We start from the raw sequence: 20059 nt of genomic DNA, 5'->3' as shown, positions 1-20059 counted from the left end.
GTCAAGCAGCGCACCCCGATGACACACGCGTCAGACGCCCAGATAGTCCAGGATACCTTCAGCGGCATTGCGCCCTTCGAAGATTGCCGTGACCACCAGGTCGGAACCCCGGACCATGTCGCCGCCGGCGAAGATCTTCGGGTTGCTGGTCTGGTGCTTGAACTTGCCTTGCTCTGGCGCAACAACGCGGCCTTGGCTGTCGGTGTCGATGCTGAACTGCTCGAACCATGGCGCCGGGCTAGGACGGAAACCGAACGCGATGACCACGGCGTCGGCCGGGATGATCTCTTCGGAACCCGGAATCGGCTCAGGGCTGCGACGGCCACGGGCATCAGGCTCGCCCAGACGGGTCTCGACGACCTTGACGCCTTCAACCTTGTCCTCGCCCACGATGGCGATCGGCTGACGGTTGTAGAGGAACTTCACGCCTTCTTCCTTGGCGTTTTTCACTTCCTTGCGCGAGCCCGGCATGTTTTCTTCGTCACGACGATAAGCGCAGGTGACCGACTTGGCGCCTTGACGGATCGACGTGCGGTTGCAGTCCATCGCGGTGTCACCACCGCCCAGCACGACCACTTTCTTGCCCTTCATGTCGACGAAGTCTTCCGGCGACTTTTCAAAGCCCAGATTGCGGTTGACGTTGGCGATCAGGAAATCCAGCGCGTCGTGTACACCCGGCAAGTCTTCACCCGGGAAGCCACCCTTCATGTACGTGTACGTGCCCATGCCCATGAACACGGCGTCGTACTCTTCCAGCAACTGCTCGACGGTGATGTCTTTGCCGACTTCGGTATTGAGACGGAACTCGATACCCATGCCAGTGAAGACTTCGCGACGGTTGCTCAGCACGCTCTTCTCGAGCTTGAACTCCGGGATACCGAAGGTCAGCAGACCGCCGATTTCCGGATTCTTGTCGAAGACGACCGGGGTCACGCCACCGCGTACCAGCACGTCGGCACAGCCCAGACCTGCAGGGCCTGCACCAATGATGGCCACACGCTTGCCGGTCGGCACGACCCGGGACATGTCCGGACGCCAGCCCATGGCGAACGCGGTGTCGGTGATGTATTTCTCCACCGAACCGATGGTCACCGCGCCGAAGCCGTCGTTGAGGGTGCACGCACCTTCGCACAGACGGTCCTGCGGGCACACGCGGCCGCAGACTTCCGGCAGGGTGTTGGTCTGGTGCGACAGCTCGGCCGCCGCGAGGATGTTGCCCTCGGACACCAGCTTGAGCCAGTTGGGAATGAAGTTGTGCACCGGGCACTTCCATTCGCAATACGGGTTACCGCAACCCAGGCAGCGGTGGGCTTGATCAGCCGATTGCTGGGGCTTGAAGGGCTCGTAGATTTCAACGAACTCTTTCTTGCGTTGACGCAACAGTTTCTTCTTCGGATCTTTGCGCCCGACATCGATGAACTGGAAGTCGTTACTCAGACGTTCAGCCATGGTGTTAAAACTCCTGACTGCTGCTTCAAGCGCCAAGCTTGAAGCAGCAAGAAAATCATGTTCGCAGGCACTCGCGCGCTGCCGTTAGCTTGCGGCTTGAAGCGTGCCGCTGACAGCTACCCTTATTGCGGATTTGCGCGGGTGCTGGACAACAAGGATTTCAGGTTTGCAGCCTTAGGCTTCACCAGCCAGAAGCGACGCAGGTAGTCGTCCAGGTTTTCCCAGAGATTACGGCCCCACTCACTATCGGTTTCCGCCACGTACTCGGCCAGCACGCGCTCCAGATGGCTGCGATAGGCTTCCATCGCTTCGCCGCTGATGCGCTGAATTTCAACCAGTTCGTGGTTGACCCGGTCAACGAAGGTGTTGTCCTGATCCAGCACGTAGGCGAAACCACCGGTCATGCCTGAGCCGAAGTTGTAGCCGGTCTTGCCCAGTACGCAGACGAAGCCGCCCGTCATGTATTCGCAGCAGTGATCGCCAGTGCCTTCCACCACGGTATGGGCGCCAGAGTTACGCACCGCGAAACGTTCGCCTGCGGTTCCGGCAGCAAAAAGCTTGCCGCCCGTGGCGCCGTACAGACAGGTGTTGCCGATGATGGCGCTGTCCTGGGTTTTGAACGGGCTGCCTTTAGGCGGCACGATCACCAGCTTGCCAGCGGTCATGCCTTTACCGACGTAGTCGTTGGCGTCGCCTTCCAGGTACATGTTCAGACCACCGGCGTTCCACACACCGAAGCTCTGACCCGCGGTGCCTTTGAAGCGGAAGGTCACCGGAGCGTCTTTCATGCCCTGGTTGCCGTGCAGCTTGGCGATTTCGCCGGAAATCCGCGCGCCGATGGAACGGTCGCAGTTGCAGATATCCAGTGCGTAGTCGCCGCCGGACTTGGACTCGATGGCCGACTTGGCCATCTCGACCATCTTCTCGGCCAGCAGGCCTTTGTCGAACGGCGGGTTGCGGTCGACCAGGCTGAACTGAGGCTTGTCGGCAGGAATGTGATCGCTGCCCAGCAAAGGCGTCAGGTCCAGATGCTGTTGCTTGGCGGTCTCGCCCGGCAGGATGTCCAGCAAGTCGGTACGGCCGATCAGTTGTTCCAGCGAACGCACGCCCAGCTTGGCCAGCCACTCGCGGGTTTCTTCAGCCACGTAGGTGAAGAAGTTGATCACCATGTCGACGGTGCCGATGTAGTGATCCTTGCGCAGCTTGTCGTTCTGGGTCGCCACGCCGGTCGCGCAGTTGTTCAGGTGGCAGATACGCAGGTATTTGCAACCCAGCGCGATCATTGGCGCCGTGCCGAAGCCGAAGCTTTCAGCGCCGAGGATGGCTGCCTTGATCACGTCCAGACCGGTTTTCAGACCACCGTCGGTCTGTACCCGGACCTTGCCGCGCAAGTCGTTGCCGCGCAGAGTCTGGTGGGTTTCGGCCAGGCCGATTTCCCACGGAGCGCCCGCGTACTTGATCGACGACAGCGGCGACGCACCCGTACCACCGTCGTAACCGGAGATGGTGATCAGGTCGGCATAAGCCTTGGCAACACCGGCAGCGATGGTGCCGACGCCCGCTTCTGCCACCAGCTTGACCGAGACCAGCGCCGACGGATTGACCTGTTTCAGGTCAAAAATCAGCTGCGACAAATCTTCGATGGAATAGATGTCGTGGTGCGGCGGAGGCGAAATCAGGGTCACGCCCGGCACTGCATAGCGCAGCTTGGCGATCAGGCCGTTGACCTTGCCGCCTGGCAATTGACCGCCCTCGCCCGGCTTGGCGCCTTGAGCGACCTTGATCTGCAGCACATCGGCGTTGACCAGGTATTCAGGTGTCACACCGAAGCGGCCGGTTGCGATCTGCTTGATCTTGGAGCTGCGGATCGTGCCGTAGCGCGCCGGATCTTCGCCGCCCTCACCGGAGTTGGAGCGCGCCCCCAGACGGTTCATCGCTTCGGCCAGCGCTTCGTGAGCTTCAGGCGACAGCGCACCCAGCGAGATACCCGCCGAGTCGAAACGCTTGAGGATCGCTTCCAGCGGCTCGATGTCGTCAATCGACAACGGCGTATCGAGCTCCTTGACCTTGAACAGGTCGCGGATCATCGACACCGGACGATTGTCCACCAGCGCGGTGTATTCCTTGAATTTGCTGTAGTCGCCCTGCTGCACGGCCGCTTGCAACGTCGCCACCACGTCAGGGTTGTAAGCGTGGTATTCGCCGCCGTAGACAAACTTCAGCAGGCCGCCTTGCTGGATCGGCTTGCGCGGGCTCCAGGCTTCGCCGGCCAGTGCCTTCTGCTCGTCTTCGATGTCGACAAACCGTGCGCCCTTGATGCGGCTTGGCACACCACGGAAGCTGAGGTCGCAGACTTCTTCGGACAGACCGATGGCCTCGAACAGCTGCGCACCGCGATACGACGCGATGGTCGAGATGCCCATCTTCGACAGAATCTTGAGCAGGCCCTTGGTGATGCCTTTGCGGTAGTTCTTGAAGACTTCGTACAGATCGCCCAGCACTTCGCCGGTGCGGATCAGGTCACCCAGCACTTCATAGGCGAGGAACGGATACACCGCGGACGCACCAAAGCCGACCAGTACCGCGAAGTGGTGCGGGTCACGCGCCGTCGCGGTTTCGACCAGAATGTTGCTGTCGCAACGCAGGCCTTTTTCGGTCAGGCGGTGGTGCACCGCGCCGGTGGCCAACGACGCGTGAATAGGCAGTTTGCCCGGCGCGATATGACGGTCGCTCAGCACGATCTGGGTACGACCTGAACGCACGGCCTCTTCAGCCTGATCAGCAACGTTACGCACGGCGGCTTCCAGGCCGATGCTCTCGTCGTAGTTCAGGTCGATGATCGCGCGGTCGAAGCCTGGACGATCCAGGTTCATCAGCGAGCGCCATTTGGCCGGAGAAATGACCGGCGAGCTCAGGATCACGCGCGAGGCGTGCTCTGGCGACTCCTGGAAGATGTTGCGCTCGGCACCGAGGCAGACTTCCAGCGACATGACGATGGCTTCACGCAGCGGGTCGATCGGCGGGTTGGTCACCTGCGCGAACTGCTGACGGAAGTAGTCATACGGCGTGCGCACACGGCGCGACAGCACGGCCATCGGCGTGTCATCGCCCATGGAGCCGACCGCTTCCTGACCTTGCTCGCCCAGCGGACGCAGCATCTGATCACGCTCTTCGAACGTGACCTGGAACATCTTCATGTACTGCTTGAGCTGATCCGGGTTGTAGAACGCCGAACCGTGATCGTGATCTTCCAGGGTGGCCTGGATACGCAGCGCGTTCTTGCGCAGCCACTGCTTGTAAGGGTGGCGCGACTTCAGACGGCTGTCGATGGCGTCGGTGTCGAGGATCTGACCGGTCTCGGTGTCCACGGCGAAGATCTGGCCCGGGCCCACACGGCCCTTGGCAATGACGTCTTCCGGGGTGTAGTTCCACACGCCGATTTCGGACGCCAGCGTGATGTAGCCGTTCTTGGTGGTGACCCAGCGCGCCGGACGCAGACCGTTACGGTCGAGCAGGCAGACGGCGTGGCGACCTTCGGTCATCACGATACCGGCCGGGCCATCCCACGGCTCCATGTGCATGGAGTTGAATTCATAGAACGCCCGCAGATCCGGGTCCATGGTTTCAACGTTCTGCCACGCAGGTGGCACGAGCATGCGCACGCCGCGGAACAGGTCGATGCCGCCGGTCACCATCAGCTCCAGCATGTTGTCCATGCTCGAGGAGTCCGAACCGACACGGTTGACCAACGGGCCCAGCTCGTCGAGGTCCATCAGTTCGTTGGTGAACTTGGTGCGACGCGCCTGCGCCCAGTTGCGGTTACCGGTGATGGTGTTGATCTCGCCGTTGTGGGCGAGGAAGCGGAACGGCTGAGCCAGCGGCCATTTCGGCAGGGTGTTGGTCGAGAAGCGCTGGTGGAACACGCAGATCGCGGTCTGCAGGCGCTCGTCGTTGAGGTCTGGATAGAATGCCGTGAGGTCACGCGGCATCATCAGGCCTTTGTAGATGATGGTCTTGTGCGAAAAGCTGCAGATGTAGTGGTCGGTGTCGGCGGCGTTGGACACCGACGAACGGCGACGGGCGCAGAACAGCTTGATCGCGAATTCCTGATCGCTCAGGCCTTCGCCACCGATAAACACTTGCTCGATCTTGGGCAGACGCTCCAGCGCCAGACGGCCCAGCACACTGGTGTCGATCGGCACTTCGCGCCAGCCGATGAGGGTCAGGCCCTCGGCCAGGATTTCGCGATTCATGTTCTCGCGAGCAGCCTGCGCCTTGGCATCGTCCTGGTTGAGGAACACCATGCCCACGCAATACTGACGCGGCAGTTCGACGCTGAATTGCTCTTTGGCCACAGCGCGCAGAAACATGTCGGGTTTTTGAATCAACAGCCCGCAACCGTCACCGGTCTTGCCGTCGGCGTTGATCCCACCACGGTGGGTCATGCAGGTCAGGGCTTCGATAGCCGTCTGCAACAGGTGATGACTGGGCTCGCCTTGCATATGGGCGATCAGGCCGAAACCACAGTTATCCTTGAATTCTTCTGGATGGTACAGACCTGCTTTCATAGACACATTCTCACCAGGCTGCCTCTTAACGAGACAAATTTCTTTTCAATTCAACCATTTACCGTCCACGCTGAACGTACGCCAGCTTTGCGGGAGCAAAAGGGAGGTCATTGTACACACCGACACAAAACCTCACAAATTTAGCGACGAAACGTCGCAAATTTATGTCGCATTCATGAAAGGTTTTAAAGCGATTCTCGTGCTAGCCAGAGCTTTGTTGCGAGTCTGACCAAACAGAACCCAAAATTCAATGTGTGTCTGAGACGCAGACACCACAAGGCGCGCTGCTCGTTGGCAGCACGCTCATGCGGGAAATTCGGGGGAGCTAACCGAGCGACCCGGGTAGGGTCGCTGCGTTCTTAGCGAGCTGCGGCGAGTTCCTGTTGGATACTGCCGACAGTACGAGGCCAAGGTTTACCAGCCTGAACCTTCGCTGGCAAGACTTTGATCGCGGCGAGTGCCGCATTGCGGTCTGCAAAACTGCCGTAAGTCACTACGTACAGCGGCTTGCCCTGCAGGGTTTTCTTGAAGTAACGGTACTCGGCGCCCTGTTCTTTCACGTAGCTCTGAGCAGTGGCTTCGGAGCTGGTGCCGAGGATCTGCACCACGTAGTGAGTCGGCGCCTGACCTGCGTACCACGTGCCGCCGGCAGAAGCGGGAGCGGCGGCAGACGGCTTGGCGGCAGGTGCTGGTGCTGGCTTGGCGGTCGCGACCTGAGTCGGTGCCGGTTTTGCGGCAGGTGCCGGTGCTGGCGCAGGCTTGGCGGCCGGTGCAGGACGCGGCGTCGGGACTGGCGTTTGCGCCATCGCTGGAGCAGGACCCGCTGCGGCGCCGGCCGGTGGCGCGGTCGTGGTCACGGTCGGCGGCTGCAACGACTGGTTGGCGGCTGGGCCACCGTCCTCGCCATCGCCCTCACCCGAGCCTGCGGCTTCGGCCAGAGGGCCGCGCATGACCGGCTGAGAGTTGCCGACCAACGGTAGCGGCATTGGCTGCGAGTTCCCGGCGAACTCGATGGCCGGCCCCCCATTGTTCGACTGCTGAGCAGGCGCCTGACCCTGGCCCAGCGGCAGTTGTGCCTGGGAATTGGCGGGCGCTGTCGCGGGCGCGTTGTTGCGACCCGGAATCAACCAGGCAGCCAAAACCGCTGCAACAACAACCCCACCCAAAGCCAACACGTGTTTCTTAGGCATTTTGAACCCCATACTTGGACGCTTGACCGCAGAGCGGCTGGCGATCATGGCTTCGATCATCGAATCGCGCGCGACCTGGTTGATCGCGCCCGGCCATCCATTGGACTGCTCGTGAATATCGGCAATCTGCTCGGCACTGAACACTTCAATGCCTTGGCCAGCGCCATCCAGCCGCTGCGCCAGATACTCACGGGTTTCTTCTTCGGTATACGGTGCAAGCTCGATAACGTGGAAGCGTTCTTCTTCAGTGCCGCTCTCGGCGCACAGCTGATCCAGACGATCGATGATCGATGCCTCGCCGAACAGGAAGACGTGCGGACGCCCTTCCGGAGTGCCCGCTGCCAATCCCAACAACGCTTCGAGTGCGGATTCGCCCAGTTGTTCGGCATCGTCCACGAGGATGTAGACTTCCTGGCCGGTCAGGGCCAGTTGCACGACCTGCGACAGAATGGCTTTCATTTCGGGCTGGGCGACATTCAGGGCCTGAGCCACCTGGCGCAGCACACCCGATGCGTCACCGGCACCACGGGCGGAAACCACCACGCTCTGCACAGACTGCTTGTTCGTGCTCGCGACCAACGCCTGGCGCAGCAAGGTCTTGCCGCTGCCGTGAGGCCCGGTGACCAGCAACAGCAACTGGCTGTAGCGGGCGAGATGGTGCAGTTGCCCCAGCACGGGTTTGCGCTGGGCAGGGAAAAACTTGAAGCCGGGGACCCGCGTGGCAAAGGGGTCATGACTCAATTGGTAATGACCGAGGAAGGCCTCATCGGCGTGCAAACTAGTCATGGATTTTTCATTAACCTCTAAGCTGATCCACCAAGGCGCGGTAGTCCGCGACCAGTGTGGCCTGTAGTACTTCTTTTGGATATTCGTCAGTCACCACTGCTTCACCCATCCGGCGCAGCAGCACCAGGCGCAGACGACCATCGATCACCTTCTTGTCCACCGCCATGTGCTCGAGGAAATGCTCAGGCGTCATGTCTTCAGGCGGAACCACCGGCAAGCCGGCACGCTGAAACAGACGGATACCACGGTCTCGTTCCTGTTCGCTGATCCAGCCAAGCCGCGCCGACATCTCCAGCGCCATCACCGTACCCGCAGCTACGGCTTCGCCATGCAGCCAGACCCCGTAACCCATGTGGGTTTCGATGGCGTGGCCGAACGTATGCCCCAGATTCAAGGTGGCGCGCACGCCCGACTCGCGTTCATCCGCGCCCACGACCGCAGCCTTGGCCGCACAGGAGCGCTCGATGGCAGTGGTCAGCGCGACTTGATCCAGACCGCGCAGCCTGTCCACATTCTCTTCGAGCCACGTCAGGAACGGTTCGTCACAAATCAGACCGTATTTGATGACCTCGGCAAGCCCGGCCGACAGCTCGCGTTCAGGCAGGGTGTTCAGCGACGCGGTGTCGATGAGCACAGCGTTCGGCTGATAGAACGCGCCCACCATGTTCTTGCCCAGCGGATGGTTGATCCCGGTCTTGCCGCCCACGGAGGAGTCGACTTGAGACAGCAGTGTGGTCGGAACCTGAATGAAATCTACGCCGCGCTGATAACAGGCGGCGGCAAAACCCGCCATGTCGCCGATCACACCGCCACCCAGCGCAATCACGGTCGTGCGACGGTCGTGGCGCGCGGTCAGCAGGGCGTCGAAGATCAGCTGCAGGGTTTCCCAGTTCTTGAAGGCTTCGCCGTCGGGCAGGACGATTGGCAGGACGTTGTAACCGGCGAGCGCTTGAGTCAGGCGCTCCATGTACAGCGGCGCAACGGTGGCATTGGAAACGATCGCCACTTGCTTGCCGGCAATGTAGGGCTTGAGCAGTTCGGGCCGATCCAACAAGCCTTCGCCAATGTGAATCGGGTAGCTGCGCTCGCCGAGCTCGACCTTGAGTGTCTGCATGTGTCCCCACACTGTTCTAACAATTGGATGCCTGTTCGACGCATGGGCGTCGATACGGACCACGGCGCAAGGCCATTTGGCGGCCCCGCTTTTTATGGTCGCCGAGGATAGCGCATTTCTGCCTGCGCTTTAACGGGGAGGAAGCTCGGCCAACAGCGCAAGGATGTCAAGAACGACCATGCGTGGCGGCCGCTCATCGGTTTCGATGATGACATCGGCGATTTCCCGATACAGCGGATCGCGAATGGCCAGCAGCTCACGCAGCACCCGCGCCGGATCGGCGGTACGCAACAGAGGCCGGTTGCGATCACGGGAAGTGCGCCCCACTTGCTGCGCCACTGAGGCGTGGAGATACACCACGCGCCCGCCGGCATGCAGCGCACGACGGTTCTCTTCACGCATGACTGCGCCACCGCCGGTCGCCAGCACCACGCCGTCAAAGGCGCAGAGCTCGGCAATCATGGCTTGTTCGCGATCACGAAAGCCCGCTTCACCTTCCTTGTCGAAGATCCACGGGATATTGGCGCCCGTTCGCAGTTCGATTTCCTTGTCGGAATCCTTGAACGGCAGTCGAAGCTCTTTGGCCAGCAGACGACCGATGGTGCTCTTGCCAGCCCCCATCGGTCCCACAAGTATTAAATTTCGCACAGAATCAACGACTCACAGCAATCGCCTGGTTGTTCATGATACGCGGAGTGAGGAACACCAACAGCTCGGATTTTTTCTCCGAGACCACATCCCGCCGGAAAAGGCGGCCAACATACGGCACATCGCCCAAAAATGGCACCTTGTCGACGACTTTACTCTGCGTATTCGAGAACACACCACCAATTACGATGGTTTCGCCATCTGCAACCAGGACCTTGGCGTTGACCTCGTTTTTCTTGATCGGCGGCACGCCGAGCACCGTGTTCACGTAGTCAGGCTCATCCTTGGTGACTTTCACCTCCATGATGATGCGGTTGTCCGGCGTGATCTGCGGCGTTACTTCAAGCGACAGCGAGGCTTCTTTGAACGACACCGACGTCGCGCCACTGGAGCTGGCTTCCTGATACGGCACTTCCGTACCTTTCAGGATCTTCGCGGTTTCCTTGTCCGAGGTCACGACTTTGGGCTGCGACACCACCTCACCGTTGCCGGTTTTTTCCATGGCCGACAACTCGAGATCCAGAATCGTGTTGTTGGTCAGGAAGCCCAGACCAATCGACGACGTCGGATCGGCCACGCCCATGTCGACATACGGCCCGTTGGTGTTGCCCACGCCAGTCACCGTGCCCGCACCACCGGAGGTGAAGTTGCCGTGGGTACTCGAACCACCCCAACGCACGCCCAACGCCTTGTCGTAATCGACGTTGGCTTCGACGATGCGCGCTTCGATCATCACCTGACGCACCGGAATGTCCAGCTGGGAGACGATACGGCGCAGTTCGTCCAGGCGATCCTGGGTCTGATAGGCAATGATGTTGTTAGTGCGATCGTCGACCGTGATCGAACCCCGCTCGTCGGTCTTGGAATCGCCGCTGGTCACGGACTGGAACAGCTTGGCAATGTCAGCAGCCTTGGCGTAGTTGACCTGCAGCAGCTCGCGACGCAGAGGCGCCAGCTCAGAAATCTGCTTCAGCGACTCCAGTTCCTGACGCTCGCGGGCAGCGATTTCGTCCGCAGGCGCCACCAGCAACACATTGCCGACTTTGCGCTTGTCCAGGCCTTTGGTCTTGAGCACCAGATCCAGCGCCTGATCCCACGGCACGTTCTGCAGACGTAAGGTAATGCCGCCCTGAACAGTGTCGCTGGCGACCAGGTTGAGGTTGGTGAAGTCAGCGATCAGCTGCAATACAGAGCGAACATCGATGTCCTGGAAGTTCAGGGACAGCTTCTCGCCGGTGTACACGAGCTTTTCGGCGTTACGACGCTGCACGTCCTCGTTGGTGAGCGGACGTACGCTGATGGTCAGCTTGTTATCGGTCTGGTACGCCGAATAGTCGAACGCACCGGAAGGCTCGATGGAAATACTGGTCTTGTCGCCCGTGACACTGGAGTTGACGAACTGAACCGGGGTAGCAAAGTCCTTCACATCCAGACGTACGCGCAGCGGATCAGGCAGCTGCGTCTTGGCGAAGTCGACACGGATCTTGCCGCCCTGCTCCTGAATGTCCGGCGCAATGCCCGGATCGCTCAGCTCGATGACGACGTTACCCTCGCCCAGCTCACCGCGCTGAAAATCGACATTTTTCACCGAGCGCGGGCCCGGTGCGTAAGCGCGTGGCGCTGGCTTGGGCTGGGCCGCCTGAGTCGGCGCTGGCGGCACGCCAACCCGAGGAGCGCCCAACGCCGTGCTCGGCTGCGAACCTTGTGCGGCAGCGGCACCCTGACCGACCACCACAAACAGGTTGTTCCCTTCGACCCGTGAGCTGTAAGGCGCCAGAGTGGTGAGGTTGATGATCACGCGGGTGCGATCCTTGGCCTCGACCACCACGACACTGTGCGCATTACCTGAACCCAGGTCGCGACTCTTGATTGCCAACTGATTGGTCACGCCGGGCAGGTCCAGCGCGATACGCGCCGGTTGCTCCGTGGTGTAACCACGCGGCGCGGCCACCGGACCGTCGAAGGACAGTTTCAACTCGACCCGATCCCCCGGCAATGCAGCGACATCCAGCGTCTTGAGGTTGGCCGCCTGGAGAATCGGTGAAAGCATCGCCATCCATAGCGACACGCCGATCATTGAAAGAATCCTAGTCATGTTTACATTCCACCACTGTGCAGATCCGAAGGTGTTTCGCTTGCTTGTCGTCTTCATGAGCGCTCTTTAAGGGAAATGCTTCGCGGCCGCTCCAGCCACGCCCCCTCTCCATCAGGCACGATTTCTATCACCTGCACCGCCGACTCGGTGATGCTGACGATCCGGCCGTCATTGCGACCCAGATAGTCACCGACCTTGACCCGGTGCACACCACCGGCGCCGCGCAGCAACGCGAACATACCGGTTTCATTGCTCAATGTGCCGACCATTTCGAAACCATCGATGTTGAAGCCTTCCAGGAACTGCTTGACCCGTGTTGGATCCGGCTGAACCAGACGCGAGCCTTTCTGCCGGTTCACCAGATCGACCTTGATCGGCGGCTGAAACGGACTGCGCAGACTCGACGCGGCATACGTGAACGCTTCATAGGGACGAAACTTGGGCATGGGCTCGATGTTGCCGACCGGACGGGCGCGTACCTCGGCCATGAACTGCTTCAGATCGTCGAAATCACCAGAACCGTCACAACCCGCCAACGCCATCAACGTGACGCCGATGCACAACCAATGCACGGTCCTCATTTCGCGGGTCCCTTGTTGTCAGTGCTCTGAAGTCCCTTGTCGTTGTAGCGATAGGTTTTGGCGAGAATGCTCATACGCAGTTTCCCGGGAGACTTGGCGTCCACCGGCTTGATCTCGAAATCGTGCAGGGTAACGATGCGTGGCAGGCTCGCCACACCACTGACGAAGGTCGCCAAGTCGTGGTAAGCGCCCGTGACGGTGATCTGGATCGGCAATTCGATGTAGAACTGCTGAGCCGCTTCAGGCAGCAGCTTGATCTCTTCGAACTCCAGACCGCTTCCAAGCCCCGTACGCGTGATGTCTTCGAGCAAACCCGGCACTTCAGTGTCGCTGGGCAACTGCCTTAACAAGGCGCCGAAGGTGTTTTCCATCTCCACCATCTGGGTCTTGTAAGCCGTCAGGTTCGCCGCTTGAAAGGCCTTGTTGGAGAACTGCTCCTTCAGCGTGACTTCATCGGTACGCGCCTGATCCAGTTGCGCCTGCATGTCCTGAATGTAGAAAAAGTAACCACCGGCCAGCACCAGGACCAACAGCAACGCGCCAGCAATGGTTTTCAGCGCTGCGGGCCAGGAACCGACGTTATTGAAATCCAGGTCGTTGACGTCGACCTTGCGCAGGCCGTCCAGCCATTCATTCACATTCATGGCTTGACTCCATCGACAGCCGGCTGAGTCTGACGCACGGTCAACTGGAAGGTGTTGGACTGATCGACCGCCCCTGCGGTATTGGCCTTCACCTCTGTCAGACTGGGCGCTTCAAGCCAATCGGACGCGTCCAGATTGCGCAGCAGGTCCGATACGCGGTTGTTCGATTCGGCCGCACCGGCGATGCTGATCAACTTGTCGGTCATCTTCACTTGGCTGAAATACACGCCGTCCGGAAGTGTACGGGCCAGTTGATCGAAGATACGGCCAATGATCGGCCGATTGCCTTGAAGGTCTTGAATGATCTTCATCCGCTCCAGCAGTTGCTTGCGACGCGCCTTCAGCTCACCGATCTCTTTGATGCGCGCATCGAGCTGAACGATTTCAGTCTTGATGAACTGGTTGCGAGCATTCTGATGACTGATAGCGCTGCTCAAATATTGATCAGCCAGCAAAATAGCGCCGATACCGGCCACCAATACGCCGACGAGCGCTATCAAAAAGCGTTTTTTGCGCTCTTCGCGCTGCTGTTCACGCCAAGGGAGTAAGTTGATCCGTGCCATCAGTCGAAGCTCCTCAAAGCAAGACCGCACGCGATCATCAATGCTGGCGCATCACTGGCCAGCGCACCGGCGTTGACCTTGGCGCTCAATGCCATGTCGGCAAAGGGGTTAGCCACCATGGTTGGCGTGCCCAGGCGCTCCTGGATCAAGCGATCAAGACCGGCAATGGACGCCGTCCCGCCCGCCAGCATGATGTAGTCGACACGGTTGTACTGGCCGGCCGCGAAGAAGAATTGCAGCGAGCGGGAAACCTGCTGAACCACGGCGTCCTTGAAGGGTTGCAGGACTTCACGCACATAGTCATCCGGCAGGCCGCCCTGCTTCTTCGCAAGCCCCGCTTCGCCCACCGACAAGCCGTAGCGACGCTGGATTTCCTCGGTCAGCTGCCGCCCGCCGAACAGTTGCTCGCGGGTATAGATGATGCGGCCGTTGTGCAGCACGCTGAGGGTGGTCATGGTCGCGCCGATGTCGATGACGGCCACGGTCAATTGTTCGTGATCCTGCCCAAGCTGAGCCGAGAGCAGGCCAAAGGAGCGCTCCAGCGCATAGGCTTCGACATCGACCACGCGCGCCGTCAGACCGGCCAGCGCCAGGGCTGCTTCGCGCACTTCGACGTTTTCCTTGCGGCAGGCGGCCAGCAGGACTTCAACGCGCTCTGGGTTGCGCGCCGAGTATCCTTGCACCTCGAAGTCGATGGCGACTTCTTCCAGCGGATAGGGAATGTACTGGTCGGCCTCGATCTTGAGCTGGTTCTCCATCTCGTCGTCGGAAAGGCCGGCGTCCATCTCGATAGTCTTGGTAATCACTGCCGAACCCGCGACGGCGACCGCCGCGATTTTGACGTTGCTCTTGGCCTTGACCAGCACGCGCGTCAACGCATTGCCGACCCCTTCAAGCTCGGCAATGTTCTTTTCGACCACCGCATTGGCGGGGAGCGGTTCTACCGCGTAAGACTCGACCTTGTAGCGGGTACCGGAACGACTCAATTCAAGGAGTTTTACCGAGGTGGAGCTAATATCGATCCCTAGAAGGGTATTGGCCTTCTTACTGAAGAGTTCGAACACAACCGATTCCCTATGCGTTTCCGTCACTTACGGATATTTTTATGTCCAACGCCACTGTCGGCAGCCTTGACAGTAGCGCAAATAACGCTCGGCGACGAAAAATGCTTATAATGCCCAGCGTTTTTTTCGTGTAGCAAAGCTTCAAGGCGTGTTCATTTGTAAATGCCTGCGCTTAACCCATTCTTTTTTCTGGAAATCCAAAAGCCTTGATACGCCTGCTGAAGTTTTTCTGGTGGTCCTTTGTCGCTATCGTCTGCGGGCTACTGCTCGGTTTGAGCGGCGCCTTCCTTTACCTGTCGCCGAACCTGCCTTCGGTCGATGCGCTGCGCAATATTCAGCTGCAAATCCCGCTGCGCGTGTTCAGCAGCGATGGCAAGCTGATTGCGGAGTTCGGTGAAATGCGCCGTTCTCCCATCCGTTTCGCCGATATTCCACCTAATTTCATTCACGCCCTGCTGTCCGCCGAAGACGACAACTTCGCCAACCACTACGGCGTGGACCCCAGCAGCCTGATGCGCGCCGCTACCCAGCTGATCAAGAGCGGTCATATTCAGTCCGGCGGCTCGACCATCACCATGCAGGTCGCCAAAAACTACTTCCTGACCAGCGAGCGCAGCTTCTCACGGAAAACCACCGAGATTCTTCTGGCCTTGCAAATCGAGCGCCAACTTACGAAGGACGAGATTCTCGAGCTCTACGTCAACAAGATCTACCTGGGCAACAGGGCTTATGGTATCGAGGCCGCCGCACAGGTTTATTACGGTAAATCCATTCGCGACCTGAGCGTTGCGCAGATGGCGATGATCGCAGGCCTGCCCAAAGCACCGTCACGATTCAACCCACTGGCCAACCCGGTGCGCGCAAAAGAGCGTCGCGACTGGATTCTGGGGCGCATGTTCAAGCTGGGCAAGATCGACCAGAACACCTACCAGACAGCACTGGCCGAGCCGATCAACGCCAGCTACCACGTTCAGAGCCCTGAAGTGAACGCGCCGTACATCGCCGAAATGGCCCGCGCCGAAATGGTCGGCCGTTACGGCAGCGAAGCCTACACAGAAGGCTTCCGCGTCACCACTACCGTGCCAAGCAATCTTCAGGAAGACGCCAACAAGGCCGTGCAGGATGGCCTGATCGAATACGACCAGCGCCATGGCTATCGCGGGCCTGAAAGCCGCTTCCCGGGCCTGACCCGCGATGGCTGGGCACAAGAACTGACCAAGCAGCGTCCGATCAGCGGTCTTGAGCCGGCCATCGTCAGCCAGGTCGACAAGAACGGCATCCACGTGCTGACACGCAATGGCGAGAAAGAAGAAACCGTTGCCTGGGACAGCATGAAGTGGGCGAAGGCCTTCCTGAACACCAACAGCGTTGGCCCGAATCCGAAGCAGCCGTCAGACGTCGCTCACGTTGGCGACCTGGTGCGCCTCCAGCGTCAGCCGGACAACTCGCTCAAGTTCAGCCAGATTCCGCTCGCTCAGAGCGCACTGGTGTCGCTGGATCCGCGCAACGGTGCGATTCGCGCGCTGGTCGGTGGCTTTGCCTTCGAACAGAGCAACTACAACCGCGCCATGCAGGCCAAGCGTCAGCCGGGGTCGAGCTTCAAGCCGTTCCTTTATTCGGCCGCCCTGGACAACGGCTACACCGCCGCGAGCCTGGTGAACGATGCACCGATCGTGTTCGTCGACGAAGCCGTCGACAAGGTCTGGCGTCCGAAGAACGACAACGGCACGTTCCTGGGGCCGATTCGTCTGCGTGAGGCGTTGTACAAGTCGCGCAACCTTGTGTCGATCCGCCTGCTGCAGAGCCTGGGCGTCAACACCGCGATCAACTACATCACCCGTTTCGGCTTCAACAAGGCCGACCTGCCGCCTAACCTTTCGCTGGCACTGGGCACCGCGACGCTGACGCCCATGGAAATCGTCAGCGGCTGGAGCACCTTCGCCAACGGCGGTTACAAGATCAGCCCCTACCTGATCGACAAGATCGAGGATCGCGAAGGCAAGACGCTGTTCGTCGCCAACCCGCCCACCGTGCCGGCCAACGATCCCAACCCGAAAGAGGTCAGCGAGGCGGCAGTCAGCGATGCCTCGACCTTCGCCGCACCGGAAACACCCGCCCTGACTGCCAATACAGCCCCGAATGCGCTGGACACCAGCGGCGCACCACCTGCGCCTGCCGTTGCACCACGCATCGTGGACGGTCGCACGACTTACATCCTCAACAGCATGCTGCAGGATGTGATCAAGCGCGGGACTGGCCGACGCGCGCTGTCGATGAACCGTCCGGACATTGCGGGCAAGACCGGTACGACCAACGACTCGAAGGATGCGTGGTTCTCGGGCTATAACGCCGATTACGTGACCACGGTCTGGACGGGCTTCGATCAGCCCGAAAGCCTCGGTCGCCATGAGTTCGGCGGCACCGTTGCGCTGCCTATCTGGATGAGCTACATGAGCGCCGCGCTCAAGGACAAGCCACCGCATGTGCAGGCCGAGCCTGACGGCATCCTCAGTCTGCGCATCGACCCGGTCAGCGGTCGCTCGGCCACGCCAAGCACGGCAGGCGCGTTCTTCGAGCTGTTCAAGAGCGAAGACACCCCGCCAAGCGTGAACGAGCTGAACGGCAGCCCGGCACCTGGCAGCCCGCTGCCTGCCGATGAGTCAGCGCCGATCGATCTGTTCTGATCGCTGTAGAAGGGCGCTTGCTCACGATGAAGGCATGCCAGACACCTGCGAGGTGACTGGCGTATCGCAATCGCGAGCAAGCTCACTCCTACAGTCGAAGCAAAACCCAAGACCCACAAAAAAGCCCTGCATCTGTGCAGGGCTTTTTGTTTGTTGCTCAGCTATCAGCCGTTAAACACTTCATCCACGCTTTTCAGCGGGTAATGTTTCGGGTACGGCTGAGTGGCTACGCCGGTCGCGATAGCGGCCTTGGCAACCGCATCGGAGATCAGACCCAGCAGGCGTGCATCCATTGGCTTCGGAATGATGTATTCACGGCCGAATTCCAGCTTGATGCCACCGTAGGCGTCACAGACTTCCTGAGGCACCGGCAGCTTGGCCAGTTCACGCAGAGCGTTGGCTGCAGCGATCTTCATTTCTTCGTTGATGCGCTTGGCGCGAACGTCCAGTGCACCGCGGAAGATGAACGGGAAGCCCAGCACGTTGTTGACCTGGTTCGGGTAATCCGAACGACCGGTTGCCATGATCACGTCGTCGCGAGTGGCGTGAGCCAGCTCCGGCGAGATTTCCGGATCAGGGTTCGAGCACGCGAACACGATCGGGTTGGCGGCCATGGACTTCAGGCCTTCAGCGCTCAGCAGGTTAGGACCGGACAGCCCTACGAACACGTCAGCACCATCAAGGGCATCCGCCAGGGTGCGCTTGTCAGTCGCATGAGCGAACTGCGCTTTGTACTGGTTCAGGTCGGTACGGCCGGAGTGAACCACGCCGTTACGGTCGATCATGAAGATGTTTTCGATCTTCGCACCCATGCTCACCAGCAGCTTCATGCAGGAGATGGCTGCAGCACCGGCGCCCAGGCAGACAATCTTTGCCTGCTCAAGGGTTTTACCAGCGATTTCCAGTGCGTTGATCATGCCGGCTGCGGTCACGATCGCGGTGCCGTGCTGGTCATCGTGGAACACAGGAATGTCGCACTGCTCGATCAGCGCCTTTTCGATCTCGAAGCACTCAGGTGCCTTGATGTCTTCCAGGTTGATGCCGCCGAAGGTGATGGAAATGCGTTTGACCGTGTCGATGAAGGCCTGCGGGCTTTCCGAATCGACTTCGATGTCGAACACGTCGATGCCAGCGAAGCGCTTGAACAGTACACCTTTACCTTCCATGACTGGCTTGGAAGCCAATGGACCGAGGTTGCCCAGGCCGAGGATCGCAGTGCCATCGGAGATGACCGCGACCAGGTTGCCTTTACCGGTGTACTTGTAAGCGAGTTCAGGATCGCGTGCGATTTCACGCACCGGCTCAGCGACGCCCGGGCTGTACGCCAGTGACAGATCGCGAGCTGTCGCGGTGGCTTTGGTGAGTTCGACGCTCAGTTTCCCTGGACGAGGATTGGCGTGATAGTCGAGAGCGGCAGTTTTCAAATCTGACATGTGGGCATTCCGCTTTTTTTGCTGTTGGACAGACGGACGAACGAGCATACGCAAGTCACAAAGTCCTAACAAGACTGGCGAGTCAGCTGTGTCAAGAGGTCGCATCTACGACTTTCAGCGTAGAGCCGCGAAATACAAGGCCTACAGTGAAGACAATACGATCTGCATATTGTCTACAAATTTAATTAATACTTGTATTCAACATGGCAGGATGCGTGATTGGCATCATCCATCTCGCCTGACCTGATTTCAGCCCGCCGCGACGAGAGCGATCCACAATCCAGCCCCGCGCTTCAATGCTCTGCCCTTTTAGGCGTAAAAGCGCAGCCGTGTCGAACTGCTTCACCAGGTCCGGGGCGATGCGCAGCACCAGCGCGTCCGAGAACTCGATCCAGATCCCGCCGCCGTTGCGCTGCACGTTCGTGACCTGCCCGGACACCACGGCAAAGCCACCGGTATTGATCTGATCCGGCGATTGCACCGGTGAGTTGCGCCACACGCCGAGCCCCGTCTGACGAGCCGTTTTCTCCGCCGCCTGCTGGCAATTGACCAGCGCGACGTTGGGCGACACCGCGACCAAGTAACCGAGCCCTTCGGCCAGCAATTGTGCTTCGAGATTGGCGCCATTGCGGCCATAGACATTGGCCAGGGTGCGTCCGTAATGATCGGTGGCCTGTTCACCGACACGCAGACTGACCTGACCGCCGCTGTCATCGACCAAGGTTTGCAGCCGACGCTTGGCCGCTTCAGCGAACGGCTGGGCAGACTGACCTTTTTTGCCAGTTTCTGGCGCATTGAGGCCGATCATGCGCACGCTGCGCCCATCGCTCAGGCGCAGCGTGTCGCCGTCGACCACGCGCTGCACCTGTGCCACGGGCAAGGAATCCGGCATCGGGCACAGCGCCTGAGCCGCAGGGAGCCAAATCGTAGACATAAAAAAGGCGCCCGCAAGGGACGCCTTTTTGAGCAGCCTGGAGTAGCTCGGGGAGCGATCCAGAATGGCCACTCTTACTTCGCTTTGGTTGCGCCGAACGCACCGAAACGCGACTTGAACTTGTCGACGCGGCCGCCAACGTCCAGAGTCTTTTGCTTACCGGTGTAGAACGGGTGGCACTCGTTGCACACGTCCAGGCTCAGCGGCTTGGCCAGGTTCGAACGGGTGTGGATGACGTTGCCGCAGCTGCAGGTCGCAACGACGTCTTCGTAAACTGGATGGATATCAGCTTTCATCGGTATTTCC

Annotated in this window: 14 protein-coding genes; 1 reads left to right on the top strand and 13 read right to left on the bottom strand. The window is 60.0% G+C overall.

What is annotated here, in order from left to right:
* Positions 1 to 30 precede the first annotated feature (30 nt).
* From BLS87_RS07275 to BLS87_RS07225, 10 genes are all read right to left on the bottom strand, one after another.
* Positions 31 to 1449 carry an FAD-dependent oxidoreductase gene (locus tag BLS87_RS07275; protein WP_074751568.1) on the bottom strand — a complete coding sequence of 473 codons (1419 nt, stop codon included), beginning with the start codon at positions 1447 to 1449 and terminating at the stop codon, positions 31 to 33.
* A gap of 122 nt (positions 1450 to 1571) precedes the next feature.
* A complete protein-coding gene (gltB, locus tag BLS87_RS07270) occupies positions 1572 to 6017 on the bottom strand; it encodes a glutamate synthase large subunit (protein ID WP_074751566.1) in 4446 nt (1481 codons plus the stop codon).
* Between the two features lie 359 nt (positions 6018 to 6376).
* Positions 6377 to 7993 carry an AAA family ATPase gene (locus BLS87_RS07260; RefSeq protein WP_074751564.1) on the bottom strand — a complete coding sequence of 539 codons (1617 nt, stop codon included), beginning with the start codon at positions 7991 to 7993 and terminating at the stop codon, positions 6377 to 6379.
* A 10-nt stretch (positions 7994 to 8003) separates the two neighbouring features.
* On the bottom strand, positions 8004 to 9107 hold the full coding sequence (aroB, locus tag BLS87_RS07255; protein WP_074751562.1) for a 3-dehydroquinate synthase: 1104 nt from the start codon (positions 9105 to 9107) through the stop codon (positions 8004 to 8006).
* Between the two features lie 129 nt (positions 9108 to 9236).
* Positions 9237 to 9755, bottom strand: a complete 519-nt coding sequence (gene aroK / locus BLS87_RS07250; RefSeq protein WP_074751560.1) for a shikimate kinase AroK — start codon at positions 9753 to 9755, stop codon at positions 9237 to 9239.
* Positions 9756 to 9759: 4 nt separating this feature from the next.
* Positions 9760 to 11850 (bottom strand): type IV pilus secretin PilQ, encoded by a 2091-nt coding sequence (locus BLS87_RS07245; RefSeq protein WP_074751558.1) that lies wholly within the window; start codon positions 11848 to 11850, stop codon positions 9760 to 9762.
* A gap of 53 nt (positions 11851 to 11903) precedes the next feature.
* Positions 11904 to 12431 (bottom strand): type 4a pilus biogenesis lipoprotein PilP, encoded by a 528-nt coding sequence (gene pilP / locus BLS87_RS07240; RefSeq protein ID WP_074751556.1) that lies wholly within the window; start codon positions 12429 to 12431, stop codon positions 11904 to 11906.
* A complete protein-coding gene (pilO, locus tag BLS87_RS07235) occupies positions 12428 to 13075 on the bottom strand; it encodes a type 4a pilus biogenesis protein PilO (RefSeq protein ID WP_074751554.1) in 648 nt (215 codons plus the stop codon). The genes pilP and pilO overlap by 4 nt, the downstream gene beginning before the upstream one ends.
* Positions 13072 to 13638, bottom strand: coding sequence for a PilN domain-containing protein (locus tag BLS87_RS07230; protein WP_074751552.1), 567 nt, complete (start codon positions 13636 to 13638; stop codon positions 13072 to 13074). The genes pilO and BLS87_RS07230 overlap by 4 nt, the downstream gene beginning before the upstream one ends.
* Entirely contained in the window at positions 13638 to 14702 is a 1065-nt protein-coding gene (locus BLS87_RS07225; protein WP_074751550.1) for a pilus assembly protein PilM, read from the bottom strand. Before BLS87_RS07225 ends, BLS87_RS07230 begins: the two co-directional genes overlap by 1 nt.
* A gap of 209 nt (positions 14703 to 14911) precedes the next feature.
* Between BLS87_RS07225 and BLS87_RS07220 the strand changes: the two genes are divergently transcribed.
* Positions 14912 to 17386, top strand: coding sequence for a penicillin-binding protein 1A (locus BLS87_RS07220; RefSeq protein ID WP_425262209.1), 2475 nt, complete (start codon positions 14912 to 14914; stop codon positions 17384 to 17386).
* 164 nt (positions 17387 to 17550) lie between these two features.
* Here BLS87_RS07220 and BLS87_RS07215 read toward each other — a convergent pair whose 3' ends face one another.
* From BLS87_RS07215 to rpmE, 3 genes are all read right to left on the bottom strand, one after another.
* Positions 17551 to 18819 carry a malic enzyme-like NAD(P)-binding protein gene (locus tag BLS87_RS07215; protein ID WP_074751546.1) on the bottom strand — a complete coding sequence of 423 codons (1269 nt, stop codon included), beginning with the start codon at positions 18817 to 18819 and terminating at the stop codon, positions 17551 to 17553.
* A 181-nt stretch (positions 18820 to 19000) separates the two neighbouring features.
* Positions 19001 to 19753 carry a thermonuclease family protein gene (locus BLS87_RS07210; protein ID WP_074752162.1) on the bottom strand — a complete coding sequence of 251 codons (753 nt, stop codon included), beginning with the start codon at positions 19751 to 19753 and terminating at the stop codon, positions 19001 to 19003.
* A 74-nt stretch (positions 19754 to 19827) separates the two neighbouring features.
* On the bottom strand, positions 19828 to 20049 hold the full coding sequence (gene rpmE / locus BLS87_RS07205) for a 50S ribosomal protein L31 (protein ID WP_062379238.1): 222 nt from the start codon (positions 20047 to 20049) through the stop codon (positions 19828 to 19830).
* Positions 20050 to 20059: the final 10 nt, after the last annotated feature.

The organism is Pseudomonas abietaniphila (assembly GCF_900100795.1).
In the GTDB taxonomy this organism is placed as follows: Bacteria; Pseudomonadota; Gammaproteobacteria; order Pseudomonadales; family Pseudomonadaceae; genus Aquipseudomonas; species Aquipseudomonas abietaniphila.
This window is presented reverse-complemented; position numbering and strand designations above follow the sequence as displayed.

Excerpts from the sequence above, each read along its gene's own strand:
- aroB (WP_074751562.1), bottom strand. The coding sequence starts at position 9,107 with ATGCAGACACTCAAGGTCGAGCTCGGCGAGCGCAGCTACCCGATTCAC.
- BLS87_RS07260 (WP_074751564.1), bottom strand. The coding sequence starts at position 7,993 with ATGACTAGTTTGCACGCCGATGAGGCCTTCCTCGGTCATTACCAATTG.
- pilO (WP_074751554.1), bottom strand. The coding sequence starts at position 13,075 with ATGAATGTGAATGAATGGCTGGACGGCCTGCGCAAGGTCGACGTCAAC.
- BLS87_RS07210 (WP_074752162.1), bottom strand. The coding sequence starts at position 19,753 with ATGTCTACGATTTGGCTCCCTGCGGCTCAGGCGCTGTGCCCGATGCCG.
- BLS87_RS07245 (WP_074751558.1), bottom strand. The coding sequence starts at position 11,850 with ATGACTAGGATTCTTTCAATGATCGGCGTGTCGCTATGGATGGCGATG.
- BLS87_RS07275 (WP_074751568.1), bottom strand. The coding sequence starts at position 1,449 with ATGGCTGAACGTCTGAGTAACGACTTCCAGTTCATCGATGTCGGGCGC.
- BLS87_RS07215 (WP_074751546.1), bottom strand. The coding sequence starts at position 18,819 with ATGTCAGATTTGAAAACTGCCGCTCTCGACTATCACGCCAATCCTCGT.
- pilP (WP_074751556.1), bottom strand. The coding sequence starts at position 12,431 with ATGAGGACCGTGCATTGGTTGTGCATCGGCGTCACGTTGATGGCGTTG.
- BLS87_RS07230 (WP_074751552.1), bottom strand. The coding sequence starts at position 13,638 with ATGGCACGGATCAACTTACTCCCTTGGCGTGAACAGCAGCGCGAAGAG.
- gltB (WP_074751566.1), bottom strand. The coding sequence starts at position 6,017 with ATGAAAGCAGGTCTGTACCATCCAGAAGAATTCAAGGATAACTGTGGT.
- rpmE (WP_062379238.1), bottom strand. The coding sequence starts at position 20,049 with ATGAAAGCTGATATCCATCCAGTTTACGAAGACGTCGTTGCGACCTGC.